We start from the raw sequence: 14157 nt of genomic DNA, 5'->3' as shown, positions 1-14157 counted from the left end.
AGCAATGCGCCATGTGACGGCACTGGAGCAAACCATTTATTTTGCATTCACCCGCACCCTTCAGTATATTTGGGGCACTGATGAATATGTCTATGAGCGATCGCATTAAAATAGAGCAGGCGCTGCACCGAATCGAGAATGATCTGCGAGAGTTGCAGATACATTACGAGAAATATTTCGGTGGCGCCGAAAAACTTGAGCCGATCAAGCTGCGGGAGGCACTTGCGGCGCGCCTGCGCCACTTCGCCAATCGCAAAATCATGCAGACCGATCTGCGCTTCAAGTATCAGACCCTGGCCGGACGCTTCCACAGCTACGCCGGATATTGGGATCGAATTCTGCGCCTGATGGATGAGGGACGCTTCGTGCGGGGAGCGACCGGTCTTCCCGCGCGTCCATCCCCGGCCAGCCGCAACGCTTCAGCCGGGTCCGGCCGGCGCGAGGAGGAAATTGACCGCCTCGTCGAACAGTTGCGCCAAGCCGGCGGCAACAACCCAGGCGGCGACGGGCAAGACCGGGAAAAGATCGCACGTTTCATCGAGGCTCAGCGCGGGCGCATCAAGGAAACCTTCGGCGAACGCGAGGTTGAGTTCCGCGTGGTCGTCGAAGGAGGCAAGCCCAAAATCAAGGTCCGCGCCAAAAAGCACTAAAGCCTGGGTCAAGGGCTTAAACCCCGATGAATCGACCTCAAAAGGGAGCGCCCATGCACATCGTACTTGCCACGCTTCACGTTCGCCCCTCCGCCCAGGCCATACCCCTGGCGGCAGGTTGCCTGGCGGCGACGCTGCCGCCTGAAATACGCTCTGCGACACACCTTGTCGACCTTTACCAGGACGAAAGCGTCGAGGAGTTGGCGGCGCGGATCATAAAGTACGCTCCCACCCTGGTGGGTTTTCCCCTTTACGTCTGGAACCATATTTCAGTTATCGAACTGGCCGGCGAACTGAAAAAACGTCAGCCGCAGCTGCCTGTCATCTGCGGCGGCCCCGAGGCCGGAGCCGTCGCCGAAAAACTCCTGGCAAGCGGCGTTTTCGATGCCGTGGTGCGCGGCGAGGCAGAAACCATTTTCCCCGAGCTGGTGGCACGCATCCATCAAGGAAAACCGCTGGACCTCCCCGGAGTCTGCACCCCGGGGGAGCCGGAATCCCTCCAGCAAGACGTCACACCCCCCTCTTTGCAGGACGTTCCGTCCCCTTGGTTGACAGGGGTTCTGGCGCCCCGGGAAGACGGAGTATTGTGGGAAGTTGCACGTGGCTGCCCCTTTACCTGCGATTTCTGCTACGACGGCCGCGGCAACAATCAACTGCGCCCCATCGATGAAAAACGCCTTGAGGATGAACTGCACCTGTTCGTCGCAAACGGCGTCAGCCAGATATGGGTGCTCGATTCAACCTTCAACCACCCTCCCGAGCGGGGCAAAAAACTGCTTCGGCTGCTGAACGAAAAAGCTCCCCACATCCATTTTCACCTGGAGGCGAAGGCCGACTTTCTCGATCGTGAAAGCGCCCAGCTGCTCGCCGGGCTCTCCTGTTCGGTGCAAATCGGCCTGCAGACCGTCACTCCGGCAGCCCTCAAGCGCATCCACCGCACATTGGACCAGGGACTGTTCCGCCAGAAAATATCGCTCCTCTCTGTGGATGGGATCACCTACGGCTTCGACATCATCTACGGCCTGCCCGGCGATAATTATGAGGGATTCCGCAACACTTTGCGGTTCGCCCTGGAATTGCGCCCCAATCAGGTTGATATCTTTCCTCTTGCGGTGCTGCCCGGGACGGCCCTGCACCGCGATCATGCGGATCTGGGGCTCGAGTTCCAGCCGCAGCCGCCTTATGAAATCACTGCAGCCCCAGGCTTTGAGGGTGAAAAACTCCGTCAGGCCCGACTGCTGGCGGCCGCAACCGACATTTTTTACAATCGCGGGCGGGCGGTCGGCTTTTTTCTCCCCCTGGCGGAAGCCGTCGATTTCGATCCCTGCGATCTGCTCGACTTTTTCCTGCACTGGCTGCAGCAAGAGCGCAATCTGTCCCGGCAACAGATTGAGAATGTGGAGAGCTGGCAACCCCGGGACATCCGTGATCTGCAGATGGATTTTACCGCTTACCTCCTCAAAGACAAAGGCTGCGGCCATCTTCTGCCTGCAGCACGCGACCTGATCCGCTATCATTACCATTACGCTGAAACCGTCCTGGGGCCGGAAACGATACCGGCGGAGAGCGAACAGCTTCGCCCTCTCGATTTATGGACAACCCGCTGGCGACTCAATCCCGCGTCCCGGGTGGTGCGCTTTCGCTATGAGATCATCGACCTGCTGCAGGTCGACGAGATGGATTTGCGGCAATTCGTCAACCTTTTTCGCCCGGTAGGATCCACCGCTCTCTTTTTGCGGCGGGGAGGAGAAATTGTCTGCGAATCGCTGGAGGAAGACTTTGCCAGGCTGTTGCAGGGTAGCGACGGCAGCCGCTCGCCGCAGGAAATTTTCGACGGCAGCGTCAACCGCCAGGAAGGGGAGGAGTTCATCGAATTCGCCGTCAGCGAAGGAATCCTGCTGCCGCCGGAATAAATCAGGCACCCGCTGGAATCCCAGTGAATCTTCTACCTGAGCAGTAGATCCATGAACCCTTTATAGGTAGCGCGCTTGCGTTCGGTTTCCTCGTGAAGCGTCGCTGAGAAAAGGGCAGTGGCGGCATGTTCACCGAGCATGGAGAACAGCTGGTGGTCTATCTCTTCAAGCCGGTCCTTCTGAACGAAAAGAGCGTAAACCACCAGCAGCCCCAGAACCTCGTCGCCGATGGTCAGGGGCACCACCACCAGGGGCGCCTCGGACTCTTCGCCGGGTGACGACAGGGGGCCTGTTCGCAGATAAATCTTTTTATCCTGAAAGACCTGCCCGAGAAATCCTTCACCGGGGGCGACAGGCTTAAATCCCTCGACATCGAGTCCCTCGCCGGTCTCGCACACCAGTTGCTGTTGATCTCGGTCGAGCGTCAGAATGGCAAAACGTTCTGCGCCGACGAAGTTGATGACGATCTCCTTGATGATCTCCAGCACCTTGTGGCGATCGAGCACCGAATGCAACCTTGAAGATGCGATATAAAGATTGCTCAGGTTGCTGTTGATCTCTTCGATCTGCACGATGTGTTCGGCAAATTCGCGATTTTCGGCCTCAAGCTCATCAACACGGGCGGCCAGACGACGGTTTTCTTTTTCAAGATGCGCCTTCTCGCGCCCCATAAACGCAAGCTGCTGCTCCAGGGAGGCCGCCTCCCTCGGCGCCTCGTCCCTCTTCTCTCCCTGTGCAATCAGTCGATCGAGCTCGGCGCGGGCCGTATCGTCAGGCAGGATGAAATAGATCCCCATCCCGCCTTCATCACCCTCTTTTCCGGGTTCGACCCTCCTGACCCGCCCCATGACTTTGAGTTCGCGCCCCTCGGGGAACTGCAGCTGGAGCTCGACCGCCGTATTCACCGCAAGAGCGCTGCTACTACGGATATAGATGCCGTTGCGTGAAAGGTCGCGGGCGTAACTGGTAAAATTGCGCCCCCCGGTCGATACTTCCACCTGAATCGCAAAAGGCCGTCGCTCGGCGGTGCGGCGCCGGACTTTGCCCAGCAGGCGCTGCACCTTCTCCAGCAGATCCTGCCGGTTGACCGGCTTGGTAATGTAATCATCGCATCCGGCATCCAGGCATTTGCCGATTTCAGCCTGTTTGCCGGCAGCGGTGACCATGATCACCGGAAGCTGCTGCCATTCGAGGTGAGAGCGGATCCGCCGACAGACCTCATCACCGTTCATATCCGGCAGATAAAGATCGAGCAGCACCAGGTCGGGACGAACCTCTGCGAGTCGCGCCAGCGCCTGCTCGCCCGAAGTGGCGGTGGCAATGCCGTAGCCGCGTCCCTCCAGATGAGAGCGCTCCAGCTCGAGAAACAGTTCAACATCGTCAACCAGCAGGATGGTGCTCATGGGATTCTCAACTTACTCCGGGCGCAGAACCGGGCCGACAGCGCCAGCCGCCACCGAATCAGAGACAGGGGACACAGGGCACATTGCAGCCCGCCATCAGCAGCAGGGAAGCCAGAAACAGTAAAAGAATAAGAGATCACAGTCGTTGTCTTTGCATAAAATCTGTTTTCCTTTGTTCAGATTCCTGTTTAGGATTCCGATGCCTTCGTATCGGCCTCGGATCCAAGAAAGCGTTCGAATATGGCGCGGATCTTTTCTGTGGTGTTGCGGTAATCCGCCAGAAACGCCTGGTCGGGGCGCATGGGCCGCTCAGGATAGCCGAGGCGTCGCGCCAGCTTTTCCAGATAGGTCCGATCACCGGAGAGTTCGCTGATCGACTGATCGTGCACCAGCCGCAATTTGTTTTCCAGGCGACGCAAAAAGGCATAGCCGGTACTGAGTTCGGCGTGGTCGGCAAAACTCAGAATACCCTTCTCCTCCAGGGCATCCAGCAGATCAAGCGTATTGGTGCAGCGCAATTCCGGGTGCTTACCCCCATGGAGGATTTGCAGATATTGGGCCAAGAACTCGACATCGACCATCCCGCCACGGCCGGTCTTGATATTGAAGTGATCGGCGCTCTCCTTGGCGATCTCGCTCTCCATCCGACCCCGCAGGCGGTAGATTTCACTCCTGAGGGTGTCGGGAACCGGTTTTTCATAGACCTGCGCCTGGTTGACCTCATCGATGCGTTTTGCGAACCAGTCCGGGCCAGTCACGGTGCGAGCCTTGGTCAGCGCCTGGCGCTCCCAGAGCGCGGCGCGGGAGTCGTGATACTGCTGGTAGGCGGGTAGATTGGTGACCAGCGGCCCCTGGTTGCCGGACGGCCGCAGGCGGGTGTCGATCTTATAAACCACCCCCTCGCGGGTCTGCAGCGTCAGGATCGAGATAATACGCTGAGCCAGGCGGGAAAAATACTGATGGTTGGTCAATTCCCGGAATCGTTCCGGATCGGTGCCGGAGGCGGGACGGTTGGTTCCGTCGGTTTCATAGATAAAAATGATATCGAGATCGGAGTGGTAGGTCAGCTCGCGGCCGCCGAGCTTGCCCATGCCGACGATGGCAAAAGCGGCTTCGCGCTCAAGGCCGTTGTCGTCCTCACACATGGGGAGGCCAAACCGGGGGCGCAATTCCTCGCGCGCCAGTTCCACCGCCTGCTCCAGGCAGACTTCCGCCAGCATGGACAGCTGTCCCGTCCCTTCCGCCTGACCGAGCCGCCCGGAAAGATCGTGCAGGGCGATGCGCAGAAACTCCTCGTTGCGATAGCGGCGCAGGGCCTCGAGCTTCTCCTCGTAATCGTGAGCACGCGCGAAATGGTCTTTGATATCCTCGCGCAGCCGCTCCTTGTCCTTGTTGATCACGGCATAATGACGGGACACGAGAGCATCGAGAATTTCAGGATGCTGGATGAAAATGCGTGACAGGAACAGGCTGGTGCCGAACAGGTTGATCAGCAGTTTGAGAATTTCGTGGTTTTCCGCCAACAGCGCGTAAAAGGAGTAGCGCGCCCGCAGGGCGGAGAGAAAACGCTCCAGGTTGGTGAGTGCCATCTCCGGTTCGGGACTGTCGAGCACCTCCTGCAGCAGCAGCGGCGCGATGCGCTCGAGCATGCGTCGCGCCCGCTCGGTGAGAAAAGCGGCACTGCCGCCGCGCCGCAGAACCACCAGATTCTCGTAGGCGCCTTCCACGTTTTTGAACCCTTTTTCGGCCAGCAGGTCCTTGACCAGATCGGGATCGGCGTTGGGATCGAACAGGAAGTTGACCTCCGGCCGGATCTCCTCCTTGATCTTCTCCTCGCTGGTGAAAAACAGGTCGCGATAGATGGCATGGACATTTTCGCGATGGCGCGCCAGGGTGCGGGTGAATCCATCCATTTCGGCAAAACCGCAGCGCCGGGCCAGCAGCGCCATCTCTTCTTCTTTTTTAGGCAGGTTGTGCGTCTGGCGCTCCTGTACCATCTGGAGGCGATGCTCAACCGTACGCAGAAAAACATAGGCTTCGCTGAGGTTGCGGCATTCCTCGTCGCCGATCAGCTCTTCGCGACGCAGCAGCTCCAGCGCCTTGAGGGTATTTCGCTCGCGCAGATGAACATTTTTGCCGGCGTAGATCAACTGCAGGGCCTGCACGAAAAATTCGATTTCGCGGATTCCGCCCCAGCCCAGCTTAAGGTTTACCTCTCCTTCGCGGGCCCGGGACAGATTGCGGTCGATCTTCTGCTTCATGGCCTTGATATCTTCGACCATGCCGTAATCGAGGTACCGCCGGTAAATAAAAGGCGTCAGGGTCTTGATGACCCGTTCACCCAGTTCTTTCGACCCGGCCACCGGCCGGGCCTTGAGCATGGCGGCGCGCTCCCAGCTCTGCCCCCAGCTTTCATAATAAACTTCCGCACCTCGCAGGGAGATGGCCATTTCACCGCGGCTCCCTTCCGGACGTAGGTTGCAGTCGACCCGGAACACAAACCCGTCCTCGGTAACCTGCCCGATGGCGCGCGTCACCATCTCGGCCAGCTTGACGAAATAGGGGTGGACCTCGATGCGGTTTTTGATCTCGCCGCGCTCGTTTTTCACCCCGAGAGTTTCGCCGCGCTCCGAAGAATAAAGATAAATGAGGTCGATATCCGAAGAAAAATTCAACTCCCGGCCACCGAATTTCCCCATGCCGAGCACGCAGAACCGGGGTTCGTAGGGTTCGCTGCCTTCTTCTTCGACAACCTGGGGCGGGCCGTATTCCTGCTGAAGGATTGCCGAACAGATTTCGATGGCCCGATCAAGACAGGCCCCGGCCAGATCGGAAAGCTCCGCAGTGGTCTGGGTCAGGTCGGCCAGCTCGCACAGATCCCTGCCGCCGATGCGCAGAATTTCACGTCGTTTATAGCGGCGAAGCTCCTGCTGCAGAAAGGAGAAATCGCTCCCGTCGGGGATCAGTTCACGCAACTGGCGGATCATCTGGCTGCCGCTTTTACTGCGCAGAAGGTCGTTTTCCACCAGAAGGCGGCGCAGGTAGTGGCTGTCGCGACAGAGAAGGCTGGCCAAAAAGGGAGACGCCCCCAGAATGACGAATAACCGCCGGCGCATTTCAGGGGCGTTGATGACGGCCAGAAGGTCTTCGGATTCAGCCGTATTGGCCAGTCGTTCCAGAGCGTTGAGAGTGTCGTCCGGTGAAGCGCTCTCGAGGGCGTCAACGATTATGAGATCAAGCAGCCCGGCCAGATCGGGATTTTCGGCCAGCAGCACCAGGTTGGTGGCACTGCGGCGAGGCTGCAGGTAGCCAAGTCCGCCAAGGATTTCGGCAAGACAGGCCTCGTCCGCATCTCGGCAGGCTTCTACCGCCTCCTGCAGCTGTGTTCGGGTCATAGGCTACCCCTGCTCGACAAGGCTTTTCAGCCCGGCGGTGAAATTATCGCGCACCACGCCATGCTCGGTGATGATCGCCGTAATCAGCCGTGCGGGGGTAACATCGAAGGCGGGGTTGCGCACCCCGATGGAATCGGGCGCCAGCTGCCTGCCCCCCATATGGGTGACTTCGCGCGGGCCGCGTTCCTCGATGGGGATCTGGCTGCCGTCGGGCAGGCTCAGGTCGATGGTGGAAATGGGCGCGGCGACATAAAAGGGGATGCCGTGTTCACGAGCCAGGACGGCCACCGTGTAGGTACCGATCTTGTTGGCCGTGTCGCCGTTGGCGGCGATGCGGTCGGCACCGACAATGACGCAGTCGATCTCGCCCCGGCTCATGAGATAACCGGCCATGTTGTCGCAGATCAGCGTCACCGGAATACGGTCCTTCATCAGCTCCCAGGCCGTCAGGCGCGCACCCTGCAGGAACGGGCGCGTCTCGTCGGCATACACCATCAGCTCGTGCCCAGCCTCCACAGCAGCGCGCACCACACCGAGGGCGGTCCCGTAGCCTGCGGTGGCCAGGGCGCCGGCGTTGCAGTGAGTCAGCACCCGGGCCGGGTTCGGAATCAACGCGGCGCCGTTTTTTCCCAGGGCGCGGTTGATGCGCTCATCCTCTGCGGCAATCTCGTGCGCTTCAGCCATCAACCGTTCACGCAGCTCAGGCAGGGACAGCTCCTGATGGGCCAGGGCGAAGTTGGTCATGCGCTCCAGCGCCCAGAACAGATTGACCGCAGTGGGTCGGGTTTCGGCCAGCACCCGGCAGACCTTTTCGAAACGGGGGCGGAAGGCGGCAAAATCCTCCGCCTCGATCTCACGCGCGCCAAAAGCCGCGCCGTAAGCCGCCGCCACACCGATGGCCGGGGCGCCCCGCACCACCATGGTCTTGATCGCCTCGGCAATGCTGCGGTAGTCGCGATACTCGAGCCAGACCTCCTCGGTGGGCAGCAGCCGCTGGTCGATCATCAACAGGGTGTCGTCTTTGAATTGGATCGGTTTGATGGACATGAGACATCCTTTTTAAAAACAATCAACGGAGAGGCGCAGAGAAAGCCGAGCCTGGAGAGATCTTTGAAGTTTAAAAATCTCCGCCTCTCCGATCTCTGCGTCTCTGCGTTGAGAAAAAAATTAATCCTGCAGCTTCTTCCTGAGAAGCTCGTTGACCATGCCGGGGTTGGCTTTGCCTTTGCTGGCCTTCATCACCTGGCCAACGAAAAAGCCCAGCACCTTCTCCTTGCCGCCGCGGAATTCCTCGACCTGGTCCGGGTTGGCGGCCAGGATCTCGTCCACCATGGCCTCGATGGCGCCAGTGTCGGTGACCTGTTTGAGCCCCTGCTCCTCGATAATGGTATCGGCGTCCTTGCCGGTCGACCACATGGCATCGAAAACTTTTTTGGCAATCTTGCCGGAGATGGTGTTGTCATCGATGCGCTTGAGCATGCCGGCCAGCATCTCGGGGGTCACCGGGCAGTCGGCAATGGCGATTCCCTGCTCGTTGAGTCCGCGCGTGACCTCACCCATCACCCAGTTGGCGCAGATTTTTCCGCCGCCATGCAGCTTGACGCAGGCATCGTAATATTCGGCCAGGGGTCGGTCGGCGGTCAGCACCTCGGCGTCGTAGGCGGGAATCCCGTAATCACGCATGAAGCGTTCCATCTTCGCTTCAGGCAGTTCGGGCATCCGGGTCCGGACCCGCTCGATCCAATCCTCCTTGATCACCAGCGGCACCAGGTCGGGGTCGGGGAAATAGCGGTAATCGTGGGCTTCCTCTTTGCCGCGCATGGAGCGGGTCATGCCAGTGTCGGGATCGAACAGGCGGGTTTCCTGCACCACGTGGCCGCCATCTTCAATCAGCTCCACCTGGCGCTCGACTTCGTACTCGATGGCCTGCTTGATGAAACGGAAGGAGTTGATGTTTTTGATCTCGGCGCGGGTGCCGAAGCGTGCCTGGCCATGGGGACGCACCGAGACATTGGCGTCGCAGCGGAAGGAGCCCTGCTCCATGCTGCCGTCGCACACGCCGAGGTAGACCACGATCTGGTGAAGTTTCTTGAGGTAGGCGATCGCTTCGTCGGCGGAGCGCATGTCGGGCTCCGACACGATCTCAAGCAGCGGCGTGCAGGCGCGATTGAGATCGACCAGGGAGGAATTGACGGTCTCCGGCGTTTCACCGTGCATCGATTTGCCTGCGTCCTCCTCCATGTGGATGCGGGTGATGCCGATGGACTTGGGGCCACCCTCCTCGGTCTCGATGTCGAGCCGCCCATGTTCACAGATGGGCAGCTCGTACTGGCTGATCTGATAGCCCTTCGGCAGATCGGGATAGAAATAATTCTTGCGCGCGAAGATAGAACGCGGCGCAATGCTGCAATTGGTCGCCAACCCGGTCAGGATGGCGAAATCGACCACTTTCCTGTTGAGAACCGGCAGGGCGCCCGGCAGCCCCAGGCAAACGGGGCAGGTCTGGCTGTTGGGCGCTTCGCCGAAACGGGTCGAACAGCCGCAGAAGATCTTGGTATCCGTCGTGAGCTGGACATGAACCTCCAGCCCTATGACAGTTTCATATTTTGAAATCATGATCGTTCCTCTTGAATTAAGCGTGGGGCAACCATTTTTGTGTTCAGGGCGCACTCGGTGCGCCCCAACCAGGGCATTAGAGAGGCGCCTGTTTTTTGTGCCACGGCGTTGCCTGCTCAAAGGCATGGCCGGCCCGCAGAATGGTCTGCTCGTCGAAAGGCCTGCCCACCAACTGCATGCCGATGGGGAGGTTTTCGCCGGAAAACCCGCACGGGGTAGAAAGAGCGCATGTCCCTGCCAGGTTAACTGAAATAGTAAAGATATCGGAAAGATACATGGTCAACGGATCGGCGATTTTTTCGCCGATGCGAAATGCGGGAGTCGGCGCAACCGGCGTCATCAGCACATCGCATTTTTCGAAAGCATCGAGAAAATCCTGCCGGATCAGGGTGCGCACCTTTTGCGCCTTGAGATAATAGGCAGCGTAATAACCCGACGACAGGGCATAGGTACCCAGCATGATACGCCGCTTGACCTCGGAGCCGAAACCGCGCGCCCGGGTCTGCATGTACATATCGATCAGGTGGTTCGCCTCCTCGTCGCGCACCCCGTAGCGCACGCCGTCATAGCGGGCCAGGTTGCTCGAAGCCTCGGCGGTGGCGATCAGGTAGTAGCAGGCCACGGCGTAGTCAGTATGCGGCAGGCTGACATCAACGAACTCGGCACCGAGGTCGCGATAAACATCCATCGCCTCTTTCAGCGCCTTGTCGACATCAGCGTCGAGTCCATCGATGAAATATTCCTTCGGCAGTCCGATTCTCAGCCCCTTGAGCGGCTCATCGAGGCCGGCAAGATAATCCGGCACCGGCGTGTCGATTGAGGTCGAGTCCATCGGGTCGTGACCGGCCACCGCACCCAGCATGGCGGCACAGTCGGCGCTGGTGCGAGCCACCGGGCCCACCTGGTCGAGCGACGAAGCAAAAGCGATGACGCCGTAGCGACTGACGCGTCCGTATGTGGGTTTAAGCCCCACCACCCCGCAGTGTGAGGCAGGCAGACGCACCGAACCACCGGTATCCGTGCCCAGGGTCGCCGCGGTCTGGCGCGCCGCAACGGCGGCGGCGGACGCCCCCGATGAACCGCCCGGGACGCATTCGAGATTCCAGGGATTTCTCACGGCGCCATACGCCGAATTTTCGTTGGAGCTGCCCATGGCGAATTCATCCATGTTGAGCTTGCCGACGATCACCGCTCCCGCCTCCTTGAGGCGCGCAACGGCGGTGGCATCGTAGGGCGCGGTGTAGTTGGCGAGGATGCGCGAGGCGCAGGTGGTCAGAACTCCTTCGGTATTGAAGATATCCTTGACGGCCACCGGAATGCCCGTCAGCGGCCCAGCCTGCCCTTCGGCAATGCGGCGATCCGCCGCTTCCGCGGCGGCAAAAGCCGATTCCTCGCAGCGGGTGATAAAGGTGTTGACACGCTGGTCGGTAGCATCGACGCGCTCAAAGCAGGCGCGGGTCAACTCCTGCGAAGAAACTTCACGTGCCCGGAGTTTCTCTCCCAGCTCGCGCAGAGTCAGATCAGTCCAATTCATGATGTATCTCCATTCCGCCTGATCGGCGGCACATGTCCCTGATGTATTCTTAACTTTTCAACGTGGGGTCGCAGCTCCAATGAGGCGAATAGATGTACTTATTCAATCACGCGCGGCACCCGGAAGCAGCCGTTGGCAGACTGCGGGGCGTTGGCGAGTGCTTTTTCAGCCCCGAGGGAGGGTTTGACTTCATCTTCACGCAGGGCATTTTCCACCGGCACCACATGCGCGGTCGGAACGATCCCCTCCGTATCGAGTTCATTGAGCTTTTCAACATAGCCGAGAATGGCGTCCATTTCGCCGGTCAGGCGATCGATTTCATCCTCGGGCAGAGCCAGCCGCGCCAGACGGGCGACATGCTCCACCTCTTCACGGGATATTTTCATGACACAAACTCCTGTTCAGTTTCATATGGAAAGTGGCAAATTTACCACGCAGCAATTCAGCTTTTCAAGGATTTGGCGCCCCAGCCTGATATTAACCCTGATTCAGGCACTTCCGGAGCGCCGAAAGAGCACCGCATAGGCCCTTTTGCAGGCGACATCGGGCGACATGTCGGCCGATGAAGGTTGCATCGCCGGTTCCACACAGTATAATAGCCCCCGAGATATAATTTCATATTCACATTAAACGGAGGATATCATGAAAAAAGTTCTGATCACCCTGATGGCTGTCACCCTGATTGCCGCAGGCTGTGCCCAGCCCCTCACCAAAACCCAGCAGGGTGCAGGCATCGGCACCGGTGTCGGTGCCGCGGCAGGTGCAGGTTTGGGTCAGGCGATCGGCGGCGATACCGAGTCGACCCTCATCGGTGCCGGCATCGGTGCGGTGGTCGGCGGATTGGCCGGAGGATCTATCGGCAGCTATATGGATAAGCAGGAAGCCGCCCTGCAGCAGGCGGTGGCCGGAGTCGAAGGCGCAAGCATCCAGCGCCAGGCCAACACCATTGCCCTGACCTTCAAATCGGATGTCATGTTCGACGTCAATTCGGCCTCTCTCAAGCCGGGCGCCTATGACGAGATCAACCGGGTCGCCAACGTTCTTTCCCAGTACCCCCAGACCCGCCTGACCATCTCGGGGCACACCGACAGCACCGGCAGCGAGGAATACAACCTGCAGCTGTCGCAGCGCCGCGCCGAGGCCGTCAAGAACGCTCTCTTGGCTCAGGGGGTCAGCGCCGCGCGCATGAACACCATCGGGTACGGCGAAGCCAACCCGATTGCCGACAACAGCACCGAACATGGGCGACAACTCAACCGCAGGGTGGAGATTCGAATCACCCCGCTGAACTAACGCTATTCCACCAACTGGCTTTATTTGCAACGCCCGCGCAGATTTTTCAGCGCGGGCGTTTTTGTACTCCTCTTTTGTGCGCACACCTTGCAGGCCGATAAAAATCAAACGCCTCTAGGCCGATGCGAATTTATCCGGATTTTCTTGACACTTGCCCCCCATTCTTCATAATAAATCTCATCGTCGCCTGTTTCGGTACTTCCCTCTGGCGGCGCTCCTTTTTTCAGCGCGATAACAAAAAATTATTGCCTGAACGTCAACCAGCTAGCTTGGAGGAAAAAGAAACATGTTCAAAAGAGTCATGCTGTTCGTCATTACCAACCTGGCGATCGTCCTGGTCCTGAGCGTTGTACTGAGCCTGCTCGGCGTCGGTCGCATTCTCGATGAACAGGGGGTCGGTCTCGATCTTTATAATCTGATAGTTTTTGCCGCTGTTTTTGGTTTCGGCGGCTCATTGATCTCTCTGGCCATCTCCAAATGGACTGCCAAGCGCCTCACCGGCGCCAAAGTCATCACCACACCGAGCAATGAGGTCGAGGACTGGCTGGTGCAAACCGTGCGCCGCCAGGCGGAAGTCGCTGGTATCGGCATGCCGGAAGTGGCCATCTACGATGCTCCCGATGCCAACGCTTTTGCCACCGGGATGCGCCGCAACAATGCCCTGGTGGCAGTCAGCACCGGCCTGCTGCGGGCGATGGATCGCGAAGAGGCGGAAGCAGTACTGGCCCACGAGGTGAGCCACGTCGCCAACGGCGACATGGTCACACTGGCTCTCATCCAAGGGGTGGTCAACACCTTCGTCATTGTCGCCTCGCGGGTGGTGGGGCACATTGTTGACCGGACGGTCTTCAAGACGGAGGAAGGCCACGGCCCGGCCTTTTTCATCACCTCCATCGTCACCCAGCTGGTGTTCGGCATCCTCGCCAGCACCATCGTCTTCTGGTTCAGCCGCCAGCGCGAATTCCGGGCCGACTCCGGCGGCGCCAGCCTGGCCGGGCGCGAAAAGATGATCGGCGCGCTGGAGAAGCTGCGCCTCAGCGTCAACCAGCCGCACCTGCCGGACCAGATGAAGTCTTTCGGCATCTCCGGCCCCATCGGCCATGGCCTCAAGCGCCTGTTCATGACCCACCCTCCCCTGGAGGAGCGGATCGAGGCGTTGAAACGCGGCCAGTAGCTTTTCATCCATCTGCCCCATGGGATCGCACCTCCCATGACAAGGGTGTCTGGCGCCAGGGAGGGCGCCAGTCAAGCGGCCAGGGATGGCGAAAAGCGTCCCTTGACATGGGAGGTGCGATCCCATGCCGCCCGCTGACATCTCCCATCACCCATTTTTATCCAACACAAAAAAACAGC

Annotated in this window: 10 protein-coding genes; 4 read left to right on the top strand and 6 right to left on the bottom strand. The window is 59.4% G+C overall.

Going from position 1 to position 14157, the window contains the following annotated elements:
* Nucleotides 1–92: 92 nt before the first annotated feature.
* Both GSUB_RS02180 and GSUB_RS02175 read left to right on the top strand, forming a co-directional pair.
* Nucleotides 93–650 carry an MXAN_5187 C-terminal domain-containing protein gene (locus GSUB_RS02180; RefSeq protein WP_052464399.1) on the top strand — a complete coding sequence of 186 codons (558 nt, stop codon included), beginning with the start codon at nt 93–95 and terminating at the stop codon, nt 648–650.
* Nucleotides 651–703: 53 nt separating this feature from the next.
* Nucleotides 704–2563, top strand: coding sequence for a B12-binding domain-containing radical SAM protein (locus tag GSUB_RS02175; RefSeq protein ID WP_040198992.1), 1860 nt, complete (start codon nt 704–706; stop codon nt 2561–2563).
* Nucleotides 2564–2595: 32 nt separating this feature from the next.
* Here the strand turns inward: GSUB_RS02175 and GSUB_RS17810 are convergent, their stop codons facing one another.
* The 6 genes from GSUB_RS17810 to gatC form a co-directional block, all read right to left on the bottom strand.
* Nucleotides 2596–3966: a response regulator gene (locus tag GSUB_RS17810; RefSeq protein WP_052464397.1), complete on the bottom strand. Its 1371-nt coding sequence runs from the start codon at nt 3964–3966 to the stop codon at nt 2596–2598.
* Nucleotides 3967–4154: 188 nt separating this feature from the next.
* Nucleotides 4155–7361: a bifunctional [glutamate--ammonia ligase]-adenylyl-L-tyrosine phosphorylase/[glutamate--ammonia-ligase] adenylyltransferase gene (gene glnE, locus GSUB_RS02160; RefSeq protein ID WP_040198991.1), complete on the bottom strand. Its 3207-nt coding sequence runs from the start codon at nt 7359–7361 to the stop codon at nt 4155–4157.
* A 3-nt stretch (nt 7362–7364) separates the two neighbouring features.
* The gene (mtnA, locus tag GSUB_RS02155) at nt 7365–8408 is read right to left on the bottom strand and encodes an S-methyl-5-thioribose-1-phosphate isomerase (RefSeq protein ID WP_040198990.1); all 1044 of its coding nucleotides are present in this window, start codon (nt 8406–8408) and stop codon (nt 7365–7367) included.
* A 120-nt stretch (nt 8409–8528) separates the two neighbouring features.
* Nucleotides 8529–9977: an Asp-tRNA(Asn)/Glu-tRNA(Gln) amidotransferase subunit GatB gene (gene gatB / locus GSUB_RS02150; protein ID WP_040198989.1), complete on the bottom strand. Its 1449-nt coding sequence runs from the start codon at nt 9975–9977 to the stop codon at nt 8529–8531.
* Nucleotides 9978–10053: 76 nt separating this feature from the next.
* Nucleotides 10054–11511 (bottom strand): Asp-tRNA(Asn)/Glu-tRNA(Gln) amidotransferase subunit GatA, encoded by a 1458-nt coding sequence (gene gatA, locus GSUB_RS02145; protein ID WP_040198988.1) that lies wholly within the window; start codon nt 11509–11511, stop codon nt 10054–10056.
* 98 nt (nt 11512–11609) lie between these two features.
* On the bottom strand, nt 11610–11897 hold the full coding sequence (gene gatC / locus GSUB_RS02140) for an Asp-tRNA(Asn)/Glu-tRNA(Gln) amidotransferase subunit GatC (RefSeq protein ID WP_040198987.1): 288 nt from the start codon (nt 11895–11897) through the stop codon (nt 11610–11612).
* Nucleotides 11898–12153: 256 nt separating this feature from the next.
* Between gatC and GSUB_RS02135 the strand changes: the two genes are divergently transcribed.
* Nucleotides 12154–12804, top strand: coding sequence for a YiaD family glycine zipper/OmpA-like lipoprotein (locus GSUB_RS02135; RefSeq protein WP_040198986.1), 651 nt, complete (start codon nt 12154–12156; stop codon nt 12802–12804).
* A gap of 286 nt (nt 12805–13090) precedes the next feature.
* On the top strand, nt 13091–13978 hold the full coding sequence (htpX, locus tag GSUB_RS02130; protein ID WP_040198985.1) for a protease HtpX: 888 nt from the start codon (nt 13091–13093) through the stop codon (nt 13976–13978).
* Nucleotides 13979–14157: the final 179 nt, after the last annotated feature.

It is taken from the genome of Geoalkalibacter subterraneus (assembly GCF_000827125.1).
Taxonomy (GTDB): Bacteria; Desulfobacterota; Desulfuromonadia; order Desulfuromonadales; family Geoalkalibacteraceae; genus Geoalkalibacter_A; species Geoalkalibacter_A subterraneus.
This window is presented reverse-complemented; position numbering and strand designations above follow the sequence as displayed.